22 protein-coding genes are annotated in these 18,064 nt (G+C 59.3%); 18 read left to right on the top strand and 4 right to left on the bottom strand.

The window, feature by feature from the left end:
- Positions 1–18 precede the first annotated feature (18 nt).
- Positions 19–969: a lysylphosphatidylglycerol synthase transmembrane domain-containing protein gene (locus VGL70_06620; GenBank protein ID HEY3303193.1), complete on the bottom strand. Its 951-nt coding sequence runs from the start codon at positions 967–969 to the stop codon at positions 19–21.
- 403 nt (positions 970–1,372) lie between these two features.
- On the opposite strand from VGL70_06620, the gene gloA reads away from it, so the two are divergent.
- The 4 genes from gloA (at position 1,373) to VGL70_06600 (ending at position 6,371) form a co-directional block, all read left to right on the top strand.
- Positions 1,373–1,771: a lactoylglutathione lyase gene (gene gloA / locus VGL70_06615; GenBank protein ID HEY3303192.1), complete on the top strand. Its 399-nt coding sequence runs from the start codon at positions 1,373–1,375 to the stop codon at positions 1,769–1,771.
- 140 nt (positions 1,772–1,911) lie between these two features.
- Positions 1,912–2,733 (top strand): YfhL family 4Fe-4S dicluster ferredoxin, encoded by an 822-nt coding sequence (locus tag VGL70_06610; protein HEY3303191.1) that lies wholly within the window; start codon positions 1,912–1,914, stop codon positions 2,731–2,733.
- 10 nt (positions 2,734–2,743) lie between these two features.
- The gene (locus VGL70_06605) at positions 2,744–3,217 is read left to right on the top strand and encodes a hypothetical protein (protein ID HEY3303190.1); all 474 of its coding nucleotides are present in this window, start codon (positions 2,744–2,746) and stop codon (positions 3,215–3,217) included.
- 19 nt (positions 3,218–3,236) lie between these two features.
- Complete coding sequence (locus tag VGL70_06600) at positions 3,237–6,371, top strand: fused MFS/spermidine synthase (protein ID HEY3303189.1); 3,135 nt, start codon at positions 3,237–3,239, stop codon at positions 6,369–6,371.
- 62 nt (positions 6,372–6,433) lie between these two features.
- Here the strand turns inward: VGL70_06600 and VGL70_06595 are convergent, their stop codons facing one another.
- Entirely contained in the window at positions 6,434–6,709 is a 276-nt protein-coding gene (locus VGL70_06595; protein ID HEY3303188.1) for a hypothetical protein, read from the bottom strand.
- Positions 6,710–6,944: 235 nt separating this feature from the next.
- Here VGL70_06595 and VGL70_06590 point away from each other — a divergent pair, with 235 nt between their 5' ends.
- Positions 6,945–7,298, top strand: a complete 354-nt coding sequence (locus VGL70_06590; protein ID HEY3303187.1) for a hypothetical protein — start codon at positions 6,945–6,947, stop codon at positions 7,296–7,298.
- 60 nt (positions 7,299–7,358) lie between these two features.
- Here VGL70_06590 and VGL70_06585 read toward each other — a convergent pair whose 3' ends face one another.
- Complete coding sequence (locus VGL70_06585) at positions 7,359–8,321, bottom strand: RluA family pseudouridine synthase (GenBank protein HEY3303186.1); 963 nt, start codon at positions 8,319–8,321, stop codon at positions 7,359–7,361.
- Between the two features lie 104 nt (positions 8,322–8,425).
- Here VGL70_06585 and VGL70_06580 point away from each other — a divergent pair, with 104 nt between their 5' ends.
- A complete protein-coding gene (locus VGL70_06580) occupies positions 8,426–9,541 on the top strand; it encodes a sugar phosphate nucleotidyltransferase (protein HEY3303185.1) in 1,116 nt (371 codons plus the stop codon).
- Here the strand turns inward: VGL70_06580 and VGL70_06575 are convergent.
- On the bottom strand, positions 9,534–10,250 hold the full coding sequence (locus VGL70_06575) for a VIT1/CCC1 transporter family protein (protein HEY3303184.1): 717 nt from the start codon (positions 10,248–10,250) through the stop codon (positions 9,534–9,536). The two genes, VGL70_06580 and VGL70_06575, sit on opposite strands and share 8 nt — an antisense overlap.
- A gap of 195 nt (positions 10,251–10,445) precedes the next feature.
- On the opposite strand from VGL70_06575, the gene VGL70_06570 reads away from it, so the two are divergent.
- The 12 genes from VGL70_06570 to VGL70_06515 form a co-directional block, all read left to right on the top strand.
- On the top strand, positions 10,446–11,234 hold the full coding sequence (locus tag VGL70_06570; GenBank protein HEY3303183.1) for a tRNA (adenine-N1)-methyltransferase: 789 nt from the start codon (positions 10,446–10,448) through the stop codon (positions 11,232–11,234).
- Positions 11,235–11,255: 21 nt separating this feature from the next.
- Positions 11,256–11,504 carry a hypothetical protein gene (locus VGL70_06565; GenBank protein HEY3303182.1) on the top strand — a complete coding sequence of 83 codons (249 nt, stop codon included), beginning with the start codon at positions 11,256–11,258 and terminating at the stop codon, positions 11,502–11,504.
- 85 nt (positions 11,505–11,589) lie between these two features.
- Positions 11,590–12,426 (top strand): methyltransferase domain-containing protein, encoded by an 837-nt coding sequence (locus VGL70_06560; GenBank protein HEY3303181.1) that lies wholly within the window; start codon positions 11,590–11,592, stop codon positions 12,424–12,426.
- Positions 12,427–12,598: 172 nt separating this feature from the next.
- Positions 12,599–13,147 carry a DinB family protein gene (locus VGL70_06555; GenBank protein HEY3303180.1) on the top strand — a complete coding sequence of 183 codons (549 nt, stop codon included), beginning with the start codon at positions 12,599–12,601 and terminating at the stop codon, positions 13,145–13,147.
- Between the two features lie 186 nt (positions 13,148–13,333).
- On the top strand, positions 13,334–14,185 hold the full coding sequence (locus VGL70_06550; protein ID HEY3303179.1) for a hypothetical protein: 852 nt from the start codon (positions 13,334–13,336) through the stop codon (positions 14,183–14,185).
- Between the two features lie 246 nt (positions 14,186–14,431).
- Positions 14,432–14,887 (top strand): hypothetical protein, encoded by a 456-nt coding sequence (locus VGL70_06545; protein ID HEY3303178.1) that lies wholly within the window; start codon positions 14,432–14,434, stop codon positions 14,885–14,887.
- A 314-nt stretch (positions 14,888–15,201) separates the two neighbouring features.
- Complete coding sequence (locus VGL70_06540) at positions 15,202–15,282, top strand: hypothetical protein (protein ID HEY3303177.1); 81 nt, start codon at positions 15,202–15,204, stop codon at positions 15,280–15,282.
- A 42-nt stretch (positions 15,283–15,324) separates the two neighbouring features.
- Positions 15,325–15,672, top strand: a complete 348-nt coding sequence (locus VGL70_06535; protein HEY3303176.1) for a type II toxin-antitoxin system RelE/ParE family toxin — start codon at positions 15,325–15,327, stop codon at positions 15,670–15,672.
- Positions 15,669–16,010: a type II toxin-antitoxin system Phd/YefM family antitoxin gene (locus tag VGL70_06530; GenBank protein ID HEY3303175.1), complete on the top strand. Its 342-nt coding sequence runs from the start codon at positions 15,669–15,671 to the stop codon at positions 16,008–16,010. The genes VGL70_06535 and VGL70_06530 overlap by 4 nt, the downstream gene beginning before the upstream one ends.
- A 198-nt stretch (positions 16,011–16,208) precedes the next feature.
- A complete protein-coding gene (locus tag VGL70_06525) occupies positions 16,209–16,739 on the top strand; it encodes a hypothetical protein (GenBank protein ID HEY3303174.1) in 531 nt (176 codons plus the stop codon).
- Between the two features lie 63 nt (positions 16,740–16,802).
- A complete protein-coding gene (locus tag VGL70_06520) occupies positions 16,803–17,033 on the top strand; it encodes a YgiT-type zinc finger protein (protein ID HEY3303173.1) in 231 nt (76 codons plus the stop codon).
- 174 nt (positions 17,034–17,207) lie between these two features.
- A partial coding sequence (locus VGL70_06515) for a hypothetical protein (GenBank protein HEY3303172.1) occupies positions 17,208–18,064 on the top strand: 857 nt, incomplete at its 3' end.

Genomic DNA, 18,064 nt, shown 5'->3' with positions numbered 1-18,064 from the left:
TCATGCCTACAAACGTATTTACTTCCGGCGGCGCAGAACGAAAGCGATCCCGCCGGCGAGACCGGTCGCGACGACGATCGCCAGCCATAGAACTCCATTGGCGACGGCCTTTTCCGGGCCGACGCCGAGCCTGCTCAAAAAAAACAGCAACCCACCCTCGCGAAATCCGATGCCGCTGATGCTGACCGGCAGCATCGTGATGATGTCCACCAGAGGAAAAAACACGCACGCGTACGACCAGGGAATGTCGAACCCTAGCGCCCGGCCGATGAGGATCTGACACCACACCTGAATCAGGTGGAACGCCACCGAGAAAGCTGCGGTCTGACCCAACACGGCCGGGCGGTTCCAATACGCGCTGCCGAGAGCGTACAGCTTCTTGCCGAGAGGGTGCGCGATCTTTTGCAAAAGCCGGTTGCCGAAGCCAAACGCGAGCCAGCCGATAAACGGTCCCAGCGCCATCGCGTAAACGGCGTAGCGGACAATGGCCGGGAGCGACGCGCCGTGCTCGGGAAACGCGAGCAGCGCGACAGCGGCGATCCAAACCAACCCAACCATTCCTACGAGACGATCGGCGAGAATGGAGACGACGGCCGCGGCGGCGGCTTCCGCCCGGCTCCGCTCCTCACCGGTGGATTTTTCCCGCGACAGGTAGAAGACTTTTCCCGCGTCTCCGCCCAGCGTGCTCGGACCGACCAGATTGAAAAACATCCCGATGTAGTAAAACGCGATGAAATCTTTGAGCGGATTGGAAAAACCCAGCGGCCGCGCCAACAGCGCCCACCGGACCGCGGTAACCACCTTGCCGACAGAGTACGCGAGGAGCGCCAGCAGCACGTAAGATATATGCGCCGAGGAAAACGCCTGGAAGAATTGATCGAGATCGAGTCGGAAAAAAAAGATCGCGAACAGGCCGAGACCGACAATAGCCTTGAGCAGAAAGACGAAAAGAGCGCTGGGTTTTTTCATGGTCGAAACCGGCTTCTATCTTCTCGTCATTCGATTGTCAATGAAAAGCATGAATGTCACTCGCCGAAAGCGAGTCCTCGGGGCGCGAGTTTCGGGCCGCGGCCATGCCCTTCGGGATCTCAAATTGCAAATCTCAAATCTCAAAATCTGAGATCTGTCATTTGAGATCTGAGATTCCTCGCAAAGCGAGGACTCGGCCCTCTCCTCGCGCCCCTCGACCTCGCCGGGAGTCGGCGCTCGGTCGAAGAGGCCGCGCATCCGACACTGATGGTTGGATTCACCACCGCTCTATTGCGCGGGCTCGGAGAGCGAGCGGTGGCTCCCGGCGCATCAAGGACAAACCTCTTTTCACATGACCTCTGGGGTGTTAAACATCCTTGTGAACGCTGATTGGAGGGACGACATGAGAATTCTCCACACGATGATTCGGGTGAACGACCTGGACGAGTCGCTCCGCTTTTACTGCGACGTTCTGGGCATGCAGCTCTTAAGAAAAAAAGAGTACCCGTCCGGCCGCTTCACGCTGGCGTTCGTCGGCTACGGCGCGGAGTCCGAGGGCGCGGTCGTCGAGCTGACTTACAACTGGGACACGCATCGATACGACCTCGGCAACGCCTTCGGCCACATCGCCGTCGGCGTGGAGGACATCTACCAGACGTGCGACACGCTCCGCGCCAAAGGCGCCAAGATCGCGCGCGAGCCCGGACCGATGAAGCACGGGGGAACCGTGATCGCCTTCATCGAGGACCCGAACGGGTACAAGATCGAATTGATACAGCAGAAATCCAAAGATGAAAAATGAAAGCGGAAAACGGAAATTTCAGCTTTCATCTTTCCGTTTTCATCTTTATCCTTCATTTGCATCGACCACGGTTTTCCTCTAGGATGAAACGCGCTTCCATTCAATCAAATTCCTTTTAACTCAGGAGGCAATCGACCCACATGGCGACCATGATAACGAGCGAGTGTATCAACTGCGGCGCGTGCGAGCCGGAGTGCCCCAACAACGCCATCACTCAAGCGGATGAAATCTACGTCATCGATCCCTTGCTCTGCACCGAGTGCGTCGGCTTCCACGACTACGAAGCGTGCGCCGCGGTTTGTCCCGTGGACTGCTGCGTCACCGATCCGAACAACGTGGAAAGCGAAGACGCGCTGATCGCGCGCGCCCGCGCGATCCATCAGGACGTGAGTTTCCCGGATTCTTTCGAGTCGCGCTTTAGAAAAGGCGGCGAGAAGCCGGCGGCCGCCGCTGCGCCGAAACCAGCCGCGCCACGTCCCGCCGCCGCGCCGGCGGCAAGCGCGTCGTCTGAAGCGACCGAGAGCGCCGCGCCGCTCGACGGCGGGGAATCCGAGGCGCCGCTCCCGCCGCTGCCCGCGATCGACTCCTGGGAGATTCCGGTCCGCTGCTTCAAGTGCAACCAGACCTATAAGACTCCGGTCGGCCGCTTCATGATCGGCAACGTTCTCTGGTGTCCGCACTGCCACAAATCAATGGTCGTCAAGGACAGCCTTAACTACCGCATCCGCACTTTTCTCAACGAATTTTACGAGAACTGGGAAAGAGACGCCGCCGAGTTTCTCGCCCGCAGAGAGCAAGAGCTGCGAGAGTTCAGAGAAAAACGCGCCAAAGAGCGGCGCAATTTCGAGGCGCGTCACCAGCAGGCGCTCGCGAAGATCGAAACCGAGCTGCGCAGCATCAGCGAGAATTACGACGCGCCCGGAAGGCCGGCCAAAAAAGGCGGCGCCTTCGGCTGGGGCTGATCCGCCCTCGATGCTGACCTCTTGGTTTCACCTGTTGGCTCTCACAGCGTACGTGGGCGCCGTCGCCGGATTACTGGCGATCGTTCTTCCCGGCCTCGCGCTGGTCGAGACGCACGAGGCGCGCGTCAAGCTCTTGTCCCGGAGCCTCAAATTTTACAATCCCATGCAATCCGGCGCGCTCGGTTTGTTGGTCTTGACCGGCGCGATCCAGATCACCGATTTGAAGGCGGAGTATCGCGAGTTCTTTACCAGGGAGTTCGGCGCGATGCTCGGCTCGAAGCTCATCCTGTCGTTCGTCCTGATCCTCCTCAGCACGCATCAGAGCATGGCGGTGGCGCTCCGCTTCGTGCGGCGCTCGCAAGGCGGGGAGCCGATCGCGCCCGATGAGCTTCAATCGGTGACGAAGCGGCTCACGCGTTCGACGCTTTTCCTGTTGGCTCTTTCCGCCGTTACCGTGTGGATGGGGACGCAGCTTCGGCGCTGACCAACGGCGGCGTAACTTAATGATCGCAATCCTTTTCGTTTGCTTCTTTCTCTCGGGCGCGGCGGCGTTGGTTTACGAAGTCGTCTGGATGCGCATGCTGACGCAGATCTTCGGCAGCACGGCCTACGCCGTCGCCACGGTGCTCGCCGCGTTCATGGCCGGCCTCGCGCTCGGGAGCTACGTCTTCGGCCGTTTGGCGAGCGCGAAGAGAAACCTGCTGCTGCTCTACGGCATTCTGGAGGCCGGCATCGGGGTTTACGGTTTTCTCGCGCCGTTTTTTTTCAAAGGGGCGCGCGGCGTTTACGGCCCGCTGTTCTGGCTTTACGAGCTATCGCCGGCCGCCTTCAATCTTTTGCTCTTCGTTTTCTCCTTTATCCTGCTCGCGGTCCCGACCTTTCTGATGGGCGCGACCTTGCCGGTGCTGAGCCAGTTTTTCGTCCGCAGCGTGAGCCAGCTCGGCCGGCGCGTCGGCGACCTCTACGCAACCAACACTCTGGGCGCGGTCTTCGGCTGCGCCCTGGCCGGCTTTTATCTCATCCCTCAGATCGGCCTCAGCGGAACCGTCTATACCGCGGCGATCGGCAATCTCCTCATCGCCGCGCTGATCATTCTCACGAGCGGCGCGCAAAAAAAGCCGGCCGCGGCGGCCGAGACCGGAGCGGAGAGCGAGAGCCGACGCCCGCGTTCCTCCATCGAGTGGCTGCTGCTCGCGGCGATCGCGCTCTCGGGCGCCGCCGCGATGGTGTATGAAAACGCCTGGACGCACGCGCTGACGCTCGTGATCGGCGGCTCGGTTTATTCTTTCACGACGATGCTCGTCACCTTTTTGATCGGCCTCGCCGCCGGCGGGTATCTCTACGCCCGGCTCTTCGGCGCGCGCGCCGTCGGCGCGAGCGCCTTCGGCTTGATCGAGCTCGGCGTCGGGCTCGCCGCGCTGGCGACCATCCCGCTGTTCGAGAAGCTGCCGCTCGTCTTCATCCGCCTGCACGAAAGCTTCGGCGATTCTTTTTCCATGCTGCTCGCGATGCGCGTGCTGCTCGCGTTCGCCGTGATGTTTTTGCCGACGCTGCTGCTCGGCATGACCTTCCCGCTGGTCGTCTGTCTCTTCACGCAGAACGTCTACCGCGTCGCGAGCGGCGTCGGCACCACCTACGCCGCCAACACGTTCGGGGCGATCATCGGCGCCTTCGTCGGCGGATTTATTTTTCTCCCGCTGGTGGGGATGCAAACCAGCATCGTCATCGGCGCGCTTTTGAATCTGGCGATCGGCCTGGCTCTGCTCGTCGCGGACCCGCGGCCGGGAAGAGCGCGCCGTCTGGTTCTTGGAGGCGCCGTCGCGGCGGCGCTCGCCGTCGCCGCTTTTCGCTTCCCGTTTTGGGACCAGGCCGTTCTCACGAGCGGCGTCACCGTCTACGCCAATCGCTTCAGCTCCATTCCGACCGATTCGCTGCGCCTGGAAGAGATGCGCCGGGACCGCATTCTTTATTATCGCGAGGGCCTGACCGCGACCGTCAGCGTGCACGAGACGCCGTACACCAACTACCGCTACTTCAAGACCAATGGAAAAGTGGACGGCTCCTACGGCGACGCGCTCACGATGTTGATGACCGGCTACGTCCCCATGCTGCTCTATCCGGAAGCGCGGCAGGTCGCGGTGATCGGCCTCGGCACGGGAATGACGGTCAAGGCCGTCGGGACATTTCCTTCGGTCAAAGGAATCGAGGTCCTCGAGATCGAGCCGGCGATCGTCGCGGCGGCGCGATTCTTCGGCGAGAAAAACGGCAACATTCTCGACGACCCGCGCGTGCGCGTCGTTCCGACCGACGGCCGCAACTATCTCATGGCCGCTCCCCGCCTCTACGATCTGATCATCTCCGAGCCGTCGAATCCCTGGATCGCCGGCATCGCCAGCCTGTTCACCAGGGATTTCTACGCCACGGCGCGGGGCAAGCTCGCACCCGGCGGCGTCTTCACGCAGTGGATTCACGACTATTCCATGTCGCCCGACGATCTGCGCATGGTGTTCCGGACGCTCGCCGAGTCGTTCCCGCACGTCTCGGTGTGGAACCTGCAGGAGAGCGACTTCCTGCTGATCGGCAGCGCGAAGGAGCAGCAGTTCGATTATCCCCGATTGCAATCGCTCCTCGCCGGCAACGAGACCTTGAAAAACGACCTGCATGACCTCGGACTCTCCGACCTTTATGCCGTGTTGGGCTTTTACCGAATGGGAAGAAAAGAGCTCGTGGCGCTCGCGGACGGCGCCGAATTCAACACCGACGACAACGCGCGGCTGGAGTTCTCCGCGCCGCGGAGCCTGGGAAAGAGCACGTCGGATTTGAACCGCAAGATCATCGACCCCTTCGTGACCGAGCCGCCGTGGCAGGGAGATCCGCCCTGGATGGCGCCGGCGCGGCGCCATTTCCATTTGGCCGAGGCGCTCCACGCCAGCGCCTGGAACGATCGCGCGCTCGCTCAAGTCGACCGCGCCGTCGCGCTCGAGCCGCAGAACGCCGATTATCAATTGCTGCGCGCCAAGATTCTCGTCGCGCAAGAAAATACGGCCGAGGCGGCAAAAACGGCGGCGGCGGCGCTCGCGTTGGACCGGAGCAAGATGAAAAATGTGCTGATTCTCGCCGAGGAGCTGTATACCAGCGAGGCGAAGGGCATCTATCTGAAAGCGCTCGCCGCCGATTCGAGGCAGTTCCTGCCTTACCTCCGGCTGGGCGAAACCGCTTTGTTCCGAAAGCAGATTACGGAAGCGGAATCGTGGCTGCGTCAGGCGGAGAAGATGCAGCCGAAGCAGCCGGGCCTGCTTCTGGCGCTGGGAAAGCTCCAGGCGGCCCAAGGAAATTATGCCGAGGCGGTGAAGCTGCTGGAAGAGGCGAAGAACAAAGGCGAGGATTCCGCCACGCTGTACGGCGAACTGGGGTTTTCCTACAGCCGGCTGGAGCAATGGCAAAAAGCGACGGCGATGCTCGAACAGGCTTTAAAGACGCAGCGGAATAATACGGGTTGGCGCCTCCTTTATGGAGAGGCCTTGCGGAATCTCGGCAGGACCGATGAAGCGGAACTCAAATTTCGCGAAGTGCTGGCTTTGGAGCCGGATAACGCCGAGGCCTGGAAGAAGCTCAGAGAGTTGAAGAGGAAATATTAGAAAAAAAGAAGGAGGGAGGATTGCTTCTCCCTCCTTCTCGTCCGGCTTGGTTCCGCCGGCAATTAACGTGCTTTCAGCGACTTTACCCTGACATCCCCTCCGCCTCTGTCGTCGAACTCCACCGTCACCTTGGTGCCGTCCTTCAGGAGATCGGCCTGGTCTTTAGCGGTACCGCTGCTGACCTTGGCTTTCTGCTCCCAATCCTTGCCCTTGATCACGATTTCTCTCGAGTCCTTATTGTAACTCGAGATCGTGCCGCTCTTCTCCTGGGCCAGGGCGAACGCCGGGACCAGCATCAGGGCGATCAGGATCGCCACGATCTGTTTTCTCAACGTCATCTTTCTTCACCCCCTTTCCGTTTTGGCTTTCTGTCTTGTTTTGACGCTTCAGTCTATGTTCTTATTCAAACATGTCAAGGCCCAAAAAGACCGATTCTATTGACAATCAGGCCCGGCTTCATTATGAATGCAACCAGCCGGCCGGTCCGGCGACTCGGCGGCTTTTGGATTTGATCCGCGAACACCCCCGGCGCCGGCCGCGATACGTAATAAAGCAAAATCAAAAGGTAAAAACATGGCGAGGACGAAGAAAAAATCTCCACCGGGCAGGCCGAGGAGCGGCAGCGCGCTCGACGAACAAAATCACGACGAGTCCGAAGAGCAGGGCCTGGCCAGCGACGAGGCCGGCCGGCTCAAGATCAAGAAGAGCTACGAGGAGCTGCTGGGAATCCGGGTCGAGAAACTGAAGGGTCGCGTGCTCAATCGCGAGAAGATCAACAAGAGCATCGACGGCGTCTATTTCGTTTGTTTTGCGTGCAAGAAGGTCTCCCACAACCTCGACGAAGGGCTCGTCGAAGACACGCAAAATCAAGTCAACTATTGCGGCGCCTGCGGCAAAGAGAAGGGCATCAAGGCGGCGGCGGGCTGAAAAACAGAATCCAGAAGCCAGAATACAGAATTCAGAAGGCGGAAAAGAGAGGATTCTGAATTACTGACTTCTTAGCTTGATTCCCAGACGCTCTAACACCTTCTTCAAATCTTCCGGCAGAGGAGACTCGACCACCATTTTGCGGCCGCCCTTAGGATGGCGGAACTCCAGACGGCACGCGTGTAGAAACTGACGCTCCAGGCCGAACGGATCGGGCCGGCCGGCGCCGTAGAGCGGGTCGCCGACAATCGGGTGGCCCGCCGCTCGCAAATGGACGCGGATCTGGTGCGTCACGCCTCTTTCGATCGCGACTTCGAGAAGGCTCGCGCCCTGAGCAGAGCCGCGGCGCCGGAAGCGGGTGGCGGCGCTCCAGCTTCTCGGCGCATGCTCTCTCCTTTTCGCTTGGTCGAGGGTCGTCATTTTTTTTCGGTCGCCCGGGTCGCGGACCAGCGGCAAGTCGATCTCTCCCCGGTCCTCGGTCTTGCCCCAAACCAGCGCCCAATATTTTTTCTTCATCAACCCGCGGCGCGATTGCGAGCGAAGATCCTCGAACGAATCTTGATTCTTGGCGGCGAGAACCAGGCCGGAGGTCCCGCGGTCCAATCGGTTGACGAGCCCCGGCTCCCACCGGCTTCGGCCCACGCCGCGAAGCGCCGGACGCGCGGCGGCCAGAAAATTGGCCAGGCTCGCCTTCTCGCGGCCGGAAAAACCGTGCGTCGCCATTCCCGCCGGCTTGTCGAGCGCCAGAACGGAGTCGTCCTCATAACGGATGATGACACCGAGATCCGGGCGCGGCAAAGGCGCGGGCGCGAGCCAGTGGCCAGCGCCGCGAAAGCGCACGAGATCCCCGGCGTCGAGCCGGTCGCCTTTTTTCCCGCGACGGTCGCCGATCCAAAACGATCCTTCGCCGATCGCCCTCTGCGCTTCGCGCAACGACAGGTGCGGCAAACAGCGGCGCACGAATGCGTCGAGGCGAATCGACGCATCGCCGGCGGGCACCGTCCAGGAAAGTTCATCTTTCACGGTTCGAGACACCTCACCATGACCCTGAGTATAATCGAATGGGTCATCGTTTCATCTTTCAGCTTTTTTGTTTTATATGCTATCTAACCGATCGAGGTGAAGGAATGAAGAGGAAGATTTACGCGGTCATCATGGCCGGCGGCAAGGGAACCCGCTTTTGGCCGTTGAGCACGGCCGAGCGTCCCAAGCAATTGCTGAAGCTCTTGAGCGCGAAGAGTCTGGTTAAGGAAACGGCGGAGCGGGTGGCGCCGCTCTTCGGGCGCCGAAATACCGTGATCGTCACCGTGGACGAGCACCACGCCGCGATCCGGAAAGAGCTGCCGCGGCTGCCGCCGGCGAATTTTCTCATCGAGCCGCGGGGAAAAAACACCGCGCCTTGCATCGGCCTCGCCGCCGTCGAGCTGGCGGCGCGAGACCCCGAAGCGATCATGGTCGTCCTCCCCGCAGACCATTGGGTCTCCGATGCGCGCCGTTTTTCGCGGGCGCTCCGAGCCGCCGTGCGATTCGCCGAGCGCGAGCCTGTCTTGATCACGGTGGGCATTCGGCCCACTTATCCGGAGACGGGTTACGGCTACATCCTGAAAGAAAAGAAAGCCGCGCGGGGAAACGCCGGAGCTATTCACCGCGTCGAAGGCTTCGCGGAAAAACCCCAGGCCAAAAAAGCTTTGCGGTTGATGCGGCGTGGCGCGCTCTGGAACAGCGGCATCTTTGTCTGGCGCGCGGCGACGATTCTCGAATCGATTCGTCGATACGCGCCCGTGGTCGCGCGCGGTCTCGCGCGCATTCAAGAGATCGCGCGCGGGCGCGGACTGGCGATGCTGCCGCCCAAAGACGCCTCGGCTTTCCGCCGCGAGTACCGCAAGATGCCGAACATATCGATCGACTATGCGGTGCTGGAAAAGGCCGGATCGGAGGGCAGGGTCGCGACGCTCGAAGCCGACTTCGGCTGGAGCGACGTGGGCAATTGGGACGCGCTTCATCGCATGCTGCCGAAAGACGCGGGCGGCAATGCCGGCGTCGGACGCCGGCTCGCCTTCCGATCGAAAAACTGCCTGGCTTACACCAATAAACGCTTGGTCGCGCTGCTCGGAATGGAAAACACCGTCGTCGTCGATACGCCCGACGCCGTGCTGGTCGCCGACATGCGCCGCTCGCAAGAAGTCAAAGACCTGCTGGAAGAGCTCAACCGGAGAGGCTACAAAAAATACACCGTCAGATAAATTTTTCCGCCAGCCAGCCGAGAGCATAGCCGATGCCGCAGGCGACGATTCCCAGAACCGTCGTCTCCAAACCGGAGCGCAGAGGCCTGACCTTGGTGAGCCGCGTCTTGACGACTCCCACGGAGAAAAGAAAAACCACCGAGAGAAAAACGGCGATCCAGATCGCGCTGTGAGGATCGTCGATGAAAAAATAGGGAACGATGGGAGGAAGCGCGCCCGCCACGAAGGACACGCCCATGATGACCGCGATGCGCACCGGGTCGTCCAGATGCTCGTCGAAGAGGCCGAGCTCCTCGCGTTTCATAAAGCGGAGCAGGATATCCTTGTCCGAGGTGACGCGGTTGACGATCATCTCCTGCTCCGGGTGTGTGAAGCCCATGCCGCCGTAAATTTCCCGGATCTCCTCGGCCTCCTTCTCCGGCATCTTGTCGATCTCCCATTTTTCCTGCTCGATCTCCGAGTGGAAAAATTCCCGCTGCGACTTCGTCGCCAGGTAGGCGCCGAGCGCCATCGAGATCGCGCCGGCGACGATCTCCGCGATTCCCGCCAGGAGAATGTAGCGCCCGTGGCCGATCGAGCCGGTGACGCCGGCAAGGAAACCGATCGTGGTCACGAGTCCGTCGTTCATGCCGAAGACGATCTCGCGGATCGCACGCCCTTTCGGCGTGTGCCAGTCTTCGTGATGGTGAAGTGAAGATGGATCGGCCATGATCCCAAGAACTATCATCGGCCTTAAAAAAAGCCAACCCAATTTATCGTGCTCGTGATCGGAGGGGCGCGGGAACGAACACCAACACGGAGCTCCGGAGAAGTGCTTCGAAGTGACACGAACACGCCGTTCATTGACTTCGCGCACCGTCTCCTCTATTTTTCGCCTCATGCTCGGCGAAAGGAACGATGCCGAATGATTCCGCGCGGGCCGCTGCGCGACGGCGAGTCGGTGATCTTCACCGACCGCAAAGAGCGCCAATATCTTCGCCGGCTCGCCGCGGGGAAACAAATCTCCCTTCGCGACGGCAAGATCGACGCCGACGACATCATCGGCAAGGAAGAAGGCTCGCTCGTCTGGTCTTCGCTGAACGACGTTTTCCTGGTCTTTCGTCCCAGCCTCGCGCAACTGATTCCCAACTTGCCGCGCCAGGCGCAGGTGATTTATCCCAAGGACATCGGGACTATTTTAATCTGGGCCGACATCTTCCCCGGCTGCACCGTCGTCGAAGCCGGCGTCGGCGCCGGCGCGCTGACCACCGCTCTCCTCCGCGCTCTTGGAAACCAGGGCCGTCTCATCTCCTACGAGCTGCGCGAAGACTTCGTGCGCATGGCGCGCGAGAACGTCGCGCGCTTCTACGGCGCGGCGGAGAATTGGACGCTGAAGCTCGGCGACGTCGCGGACTCTCTGGAAGAGACCGACATGGATCGAATCATCCTCGATCTTCCGGAACCCTGGCCGGTCATCGGGAAAGCGTGGAACGCTTTGCGCCCGGGCGGAATCTTACTCAGTTACCTGCCGACGGTCATACAAGTAAAAACTTTCGTGGACTCCCTCAAAGAGCACGGCGGCTTCGCCTGCATCGAGACGATGGAGAGCCTGATGCGCTACTGGCACATCAAAGAGATGAGCATGCGTCCCGAGCATCGCATGGTCGCGCACACGGGGTTTATCACCCTGGCGCGCCGCCTGGCGGCGAAATAGAAGATCCAGGCGGCGAGGAGCGTGATGCATTATTCCGTCGGGCATGCCGCCGACAACTGCGTCCGCTCGCCGACCGGACTCATGGGAAACATCACGGCGAGGACCCAAGGCGTGCGCGGGCAGTTGGTCATCGTTACCGGTGGCCCCATCGCGCCCGGTCGGGCACCGAGTCTCTCTGCCTACGAGATTCGCGAGCCGCATGACTTTATCGCTCAGGAGGCCGAGGTTGCCGCGGGCATCGTGCGGTTCATCCGCGGTGATAACTATTAGTAAGAGAGCGGCCGGAGCGGGGGCCAAAATATTCATGCTGCGGATACGCCTTGATGACTATTTATTAGTCCGTTAGAGAAAAGTCATGGATCAGTCAAAAATCCGCCAACAATGGGAAGGCGCCGCACCTGGTTGGGCGCAATGGGAATCGACAATTGCAAACTGGATGCAGCCTGCCACAGAGGCCATGCTGACCATGGCCGGCGTCGGCGCCGGTACGCGGGTGCTCGACCTCGCCTGCGGCGCGGGGAGCCAGACATTGCAGGCTGCCGGCCGGGTTGGAGCACAGGGGCACGTGGTCGCAAATGATATTGCCGCGACGATGCTGCACTATGTACGGGAAAACGCCAGCGCCATCGGTCTTACCAATGTCACCACGCTGGCGGGCGCCGCAGAAGATCTGGATGTGGCCGCGGAGAGCTTCGACGCAGTCATCTGTCGTCTGGGCTTGATGCTCTTTGTCGACCCGGCGAAAGCGCTTGCGACGGTGCGATGTGTCCTGCGACCCGGTGGAAAGGTTGCTGTCGTGGTCTTCACCACGCCTGTAGCCAATCCCTTTATGGCACAACCCATGCCGATTCTGCTGCGTCGCGCCGGCAAGACCCCACCGGCGCCGGGACAACCCGGGATTTTCGCGCTCGGCGCTCCTGGCGTGATCGAGCGTTTGTTGGCCGACAGTGGCTTCGTGGGCATCGAGCAGCGCGCCTTCTCCCTGCCTTTGCGGATGTCGTCCGCCACGCAGGCGTTGGCAATGATGCAGGAAGCGTTTGGAGCCTATCGAGCCGTCATCAGCGACAGCCCCGAGGCTGTGCGCGCTGCTGCCTGGGAAGAAGTAGGAGCTAGCCTCAAGACCTTCGAAACCTCCACGGGATTCGTCGCGCCGGCCGAAGTGCTGGTGGCCGCAGGGGTCAAGTCCGCGTGACCCTGCGTTCGGGCGCAGCGCGTAGAGCGGCCGACGAAGGATACCGGTAGTCTTTTATTGAGGTGACTATCGGCCGACGTGATTCAGGTAACAACTTTGAAATAGAGATTCAATGGCACGGCTCTATTGAGAGCCGAACCTCGAGCGCTTGTTAGCAGAAAGGGGGGTTGCAATGAGAGAGACTGGCGTTTTGCTGGACGCGTTCACGCGGGCCTACGAATCCCTGCACCGCACTCTGGCTGACCTCACGCCGGCTGAGCTCATTCAGGAACCGCATCCGCCCATCGGATGGCTCGCCTGGCGGCTCAGCCGAATCATGGACAGCAACGTGTCGCGGCTTGCCGGACGCGACCAGCTGTGGATTGGAGATGGCTGGGCCGCGCGATTTGGCATGCCGCCCGAGCCCGCGGACTATGGGCGATCGGCCCGTCACACCCGGGAGCAAGTGCGACTCTTTCGCGCCTCAGCGGAGCTGCTTCTGGCGTACCACGATGCGGCATACGAGCGAACGAAGAGGTACCTCGAGACGCTGACCGCTGAGGACCTCGCACGGCAGCTCGATGAGCCACAGTATCAGCCGATCCCGACCGTAGCCGTGCGCCTCGTCAGCGTGTTGGAGAACGCCATGACCAACGAGGGGCAGATCAGCTATTTGAAAGCTTATCACCGGCTCGGCGGCTGGTTTCCGGCCGAGGCCAAGGACCCGGCCAGCTTCCGCTAGCCGCCTCGCACGCATCGAGATCGATGACTTTCAGCGCGCCGGCTAGTAAACTCGCTTAAGTTTTAGCGCGTCCACAGCGTAGACGGCAAAGTCTGTTGTCGGCATCGGGCAAAAGGACTGGGACACGGCGGTTCTCGAAGAGATGGAAAAGAGCTTGGGTAAGAGAGAGTAGGTCTGAGGAGCGTGATGCATTATTCGGTATTTGCGGCGTTCTTGCTGGTTTCGGCGACTGGAGCGGCCGTTGCGCCAGCGAACGCCGCGCCGGCCGCGGACGGTTGCGGCGAAGTGGTAACGATCGCGACGCACGGCGGCAGCACGACGCGCTACGCGCTCGCGCAAGCGCAGGTCTCGCGGATTGCGCTCGTGCTGCTCGTGGGTGGCGGCGGGAACGTTTCCCTTGACGACAAGGGCTGTCCGCGCGGGCTGAAGGGCAATTCGCTCGTGCGCTCGCTGCCACGCTTCCATGACGCGGGCTTCGGCACTGCGCTGGTCGATGCGTCGTCCGATTTCCCGGGCAATGACGGCCTGGCAGGATTCCGGATCGCGCCACAGCATGCGGACGATTTAGGAAAAGTGATTGTCGACGTGCGCACGCGCACAAATGGATCCGTCTGGGTGGTGGGACACAGCCGTGGAACGATCTCCGCTGCCAATGCCGCCGCGCGGCTTTCGGGTCCGGCCGCCCCCGACGGAGTGGTGCTCATGTCCGCTATGATGTCGGGCGACGCGCGCGCCAAGAAGGCATTGGCGGCACAGACCGTGTTCGATCTGCGTCTGGAAGCGATCAAGGTGCCGGTGCTGGTCGTCGGGCATGCCGCCGACAACTGCGTCCGCTCGCCGGTGGGACTCATGGGCAACATCACGGCGAGGACTCAGGGCGTGCGGCAACAGGTCGTCACGGTCACCGGCGGGCCTATTGCGCCCGGTCGAGCACCGAATCTCGCGGCCTGCGAAGTCCGCGAGCCGCACGACTTCGTCGATCAGGAGGCCGAGGTTGCCGCCGGCATCGCGCGGTTCATTCTCGGTGGTAACTATTAGGGGCTGTATCATCAGAAGCGATAGAGAGTCTCATGCGCTGCTGGCACATCAAAGAGATGAGCATGCGGGCCCGAGCACCGCACGGTCGCGCACACAGGTTTCATCAGCCAGCGTAATTGGCGCGGCGGCTGGCGGAAAAATAAAAAATACGGATCGATGACTTTCACCGCGCCGGTGAGTAAACTGGTCTCAGGTTTTTACCGCGTCGACAGCGTCTGCGCGTAGCTGCAATACAGAGGAGAAGCCATGATGATGCCGCAGTCTTTCCTTCCGGCTGTTACGATACTATTGTTCACTGTGATAGCTGTGGCGGGGTGTTCCGCTACACCGGCCAAACAGGATGCACAAGGCGCCGCTGCGCCGAGCAAACAAGAACCCCAAGAGACGCCCACGCCGACAAAACAGGGGACCCAGGGTATCGTGTTTCCAAGAACGATAGACGATGTGCAAAAAGCCGCGGCTAATGCATTGGTAATGACGGGATTCGAGATTAAAAAAGAGGAGCCCCTGCATGTCGAAGGCGCTCGACGCGCTCTGGGCGTATTGCCCGCCGAGACGGTCGGAGTCAGGTTGGAATCTCTGGGGCCAAACAGGACACGGGTTCGAATCGAGACGGCAAAGTCTCTCGTAGGTATCGGGCAGAAGAACTGGGACGCGGCGGTTCTAGAAGAGATGGAAAAGACATTGGGGAAAAGGGAGTAAGCGGGATTCATCACCGTCCGCGGCGTGTTGCGGCGAAGTAATCCCGGTCACAAACCTCGTAGTACACCAAATAAATAGACTTTAGTTGCAACTTGGCGTACTTTATCAGCGCGTCTACCAACTTGCATTGAATCTTTGCGCCGATAGAATGGACGCGGAGGTCAACATTTCAAACCTAGCCGAGATTCTCAAAAGTGCTATGAGCCTAGGCGTTCATGATCGCGCGAAGCTAGCGGAAAGGCTCCTGGCTAGCCTGGAAGATTTGAGCGAGGAGGAGGCGGAAAAACTTTGGGCCGAGGGAATCGCAGAGGAGGTTGGAGGAGTATCGCGCAGGCCGCGCTAAGGCGATCCCGGCGGAAGAGGTACACAAAAAGGCCGAAAGACTTATTCGGTGACTCCCATCAGGTACCACGAGGCAGCCGAGGATGAGTTACTGAATGCGCCGAGAGATCGTGTTTGCTCCACAGGCTGCGGAAGACGAGAAACGACTGCGCGCCTACGAACGGGCTACGGTAAGGGGCAAAATCAAAAAACATCTGAGACATGACGCAACCAAGACCAGTAAAACCCGCATCAAGCGTCTCCGAGGACTCAAACAGCCACAGTACAGGCTGCGGGTCGACGACATCCGGGTTTTTTACGATGTCACAGAGAAGACCGTTGAGATTCTTGCGATTATTCCGAAGGAAGAGGCTGCTGTGTGGCTTGAACGTTACGGCGAGCCGTCGCTAGAGGACGAGTTGTCCGAACAAATTCGAGCCGACAAGGAAGGTGAAAAATCATGAGATCAGTTGCGTTGTCAGAGGTGAAAGACGACCTGTCAAAATACCTGCGTATAGCGGCGGAAGAAGGGGTGATTATTACCCGACGCGGTAAGGCCGCCGGTGTCTTGATCGGCTTTGCATCCGAAGACGATTGGTTCGATTACCGGCTGGAGAACGATCCGAGGTTTATCCGTCGTATCGAGACCGCGCGTGAGAGTCTGCGAACTGGACACGGAATACGGTTCGAGGATCTTGAAGAAATCGACCACAAGCGATCTAATCGGCGCACTGCAAGGACTGCCCGCTCCGACCGCACCCGCTCAAAGCGTGCCGGCTCAGTTCGCCGCGGGCGCCATTGACCGCAAATTTTAGACAACTGCGGAGGACAGTACGTTCACGCCGAACACCGACTTCTCCGATGGACAGCGGGAGATTCGTCGGCGGAAGAAACGGAAACAGGCTACTTTATGCTCATGTGCCGTTTGTGAGTACCACCTCGTCTCCCATTCTCTCTCCGCGTCATCACGTTAGGCAAAAAAATGATTCCGGCGGGATACATGGCGAAAAGGGTAAACGGCAAGCCCACCGACCTAAAAGCCGATACCGTGATCGATATCTATGCCGTCAGTGATTGCATGTCCAAGGACTTCGCGGACTACATCAACTATTGGAAGCACAATGGGTATTGGTTGTTTAATTCGCCGGAGGTGATTGAGACTGTGGCGCGAGACAACTCGATCGATCTCTCAGGAACCAAATTATTCTATTACGAAGTCTATGAGCTTGAGTTCCACGAAGACGAGAAGGCGTGGCACCCGTTCGCTCCAGAGTCGTCTTTTACAACGAACGTCACGGTACCCAAAGAAAAACTTCTCGAAGGATACGACGTGCCGACGTTCTCGTGCGGCAACTCCCCCGAGTGCTCACCCCTGTCGTGCAACTCGCTTGCTGCAGAGATTCCGACCAACCAACACTGTCTCTTGGATTCTTTTGACGAAGCCAAACACTATCTGGAAAACGGAAGTTTTAATGATTCCGAGCCCGGCCCGTTTCGAATATTTGCCGTTTACTCCGTTCAACGGGCCTAGCAGTTAGCAATCCGAATCACCCACATGAAAACACTCGAAAAGGTCCCAGCACAAGAGGTAAACATGTTCACCTGTCCTGTGTGCCACGCGCACGAGAGCCGAGAGGAACTAACGGAGGAGATCTTCCAGGTTGATGGGAAATACGTCTTGGTCGATCAGATTCCCTCGACTGTGTGCGCGCGGTGCGGGGAAGAGACTTTCAGCCGCGAGACCACAGAAAAAGTGCGGCTGCTGGTCCATGGGCAAGCGAAACCGACCAAGTCCATTCCCCTGGAGGTTTTCAGATTTGTGTAGGCTACCGGAAAGAGGGTCTAAAATCCCCGACACGGCTTAACACCGTCGCCCGCCAGCTCGCCGAAGATAAAAGAATGAGGATCGAAGACGATCCTCGCCTGACACCTCAAATAAAATAAATAGACTTTAGTTACAACTTGGCGTACCTTATCAGCGCGTAAGTAATTCACGCCAATGGGTAATAAAAAGAAAGAAAAGCAGACGTTAGCTGATCGTTGGGTTGCCACACTCAAAAACACCCGCCTTGTCACCATTGCACTGGTAGCTACTATGATTATCGCGGGCGTAGCCTCATTTACCGACAATTTCATGAAGATAAAGGACTTCATCCTCGAATGGTCCTCCTCTAACAGTCCAAAAGAGCCCCCTGCTTCAGTTTCTCAATCGACGTTCAATTCGCCTGGCTCGGTGCAAGTTGGTAGAGACTTAATCATTTCGAATAACCCTGCCGATCAACCTCGCGTTCAACCAAAGGTGGAACTTCCTGATATTATATTTTCAACGAGGAAAGGTTTGCCCATATCAAGTGGGGCGGGCAGTTCTTGGAGCCACGAGGACCAGGCCAAGCTCCGATATCATGGGATAGCCATTCGAAACAGAAACAGGTTAGATTTGTCAGATGTTGTGGCTAGGGTCCAACTCCCCGAACCCATCTTGAGAACTGTATCGATTGAGCGTCCTGCAGGAGTGGAAGTACTCTGGGACGCCGACTGGCCTCAAATGATAGGACTAGGTGCTGTCACAACTTCGGAGACAGTAAGATTGACGGGAATCTGGAAATTGAAGATCGAAAGACTCCCTGCGGAGGCAGAAGTAAATATTACATTCTTAACCACAAATGGATTGGAGGCGACAAACTATTTATCGACTCAAAAACGCCAAGACGATACGAAGGCCGTTCGTTATTTTCTCAATGGCACGTTCAACTATTTGGTCGATTCACACCCGACGAGTCGTGAAGTGTACGTGATTATTGATGCAGACCCCATCAAAAGGTCACTCGTATCACAGCCACCTCGGGCAACCAAAGG

Source organism: Candidatus Binatia bacterium, from assembly GCA_036504975.1.
In the GTDB taxonomy this organism is placed as follows: Bacteria; Desulfobacterota; Binatia; order UBA9968; family UBA9968; genus JAJPJQ01.
Note: the sequence above shows the minus strand (reverse complement) of the source record. Positions and strands in the feature narration are given on the sequence as shown.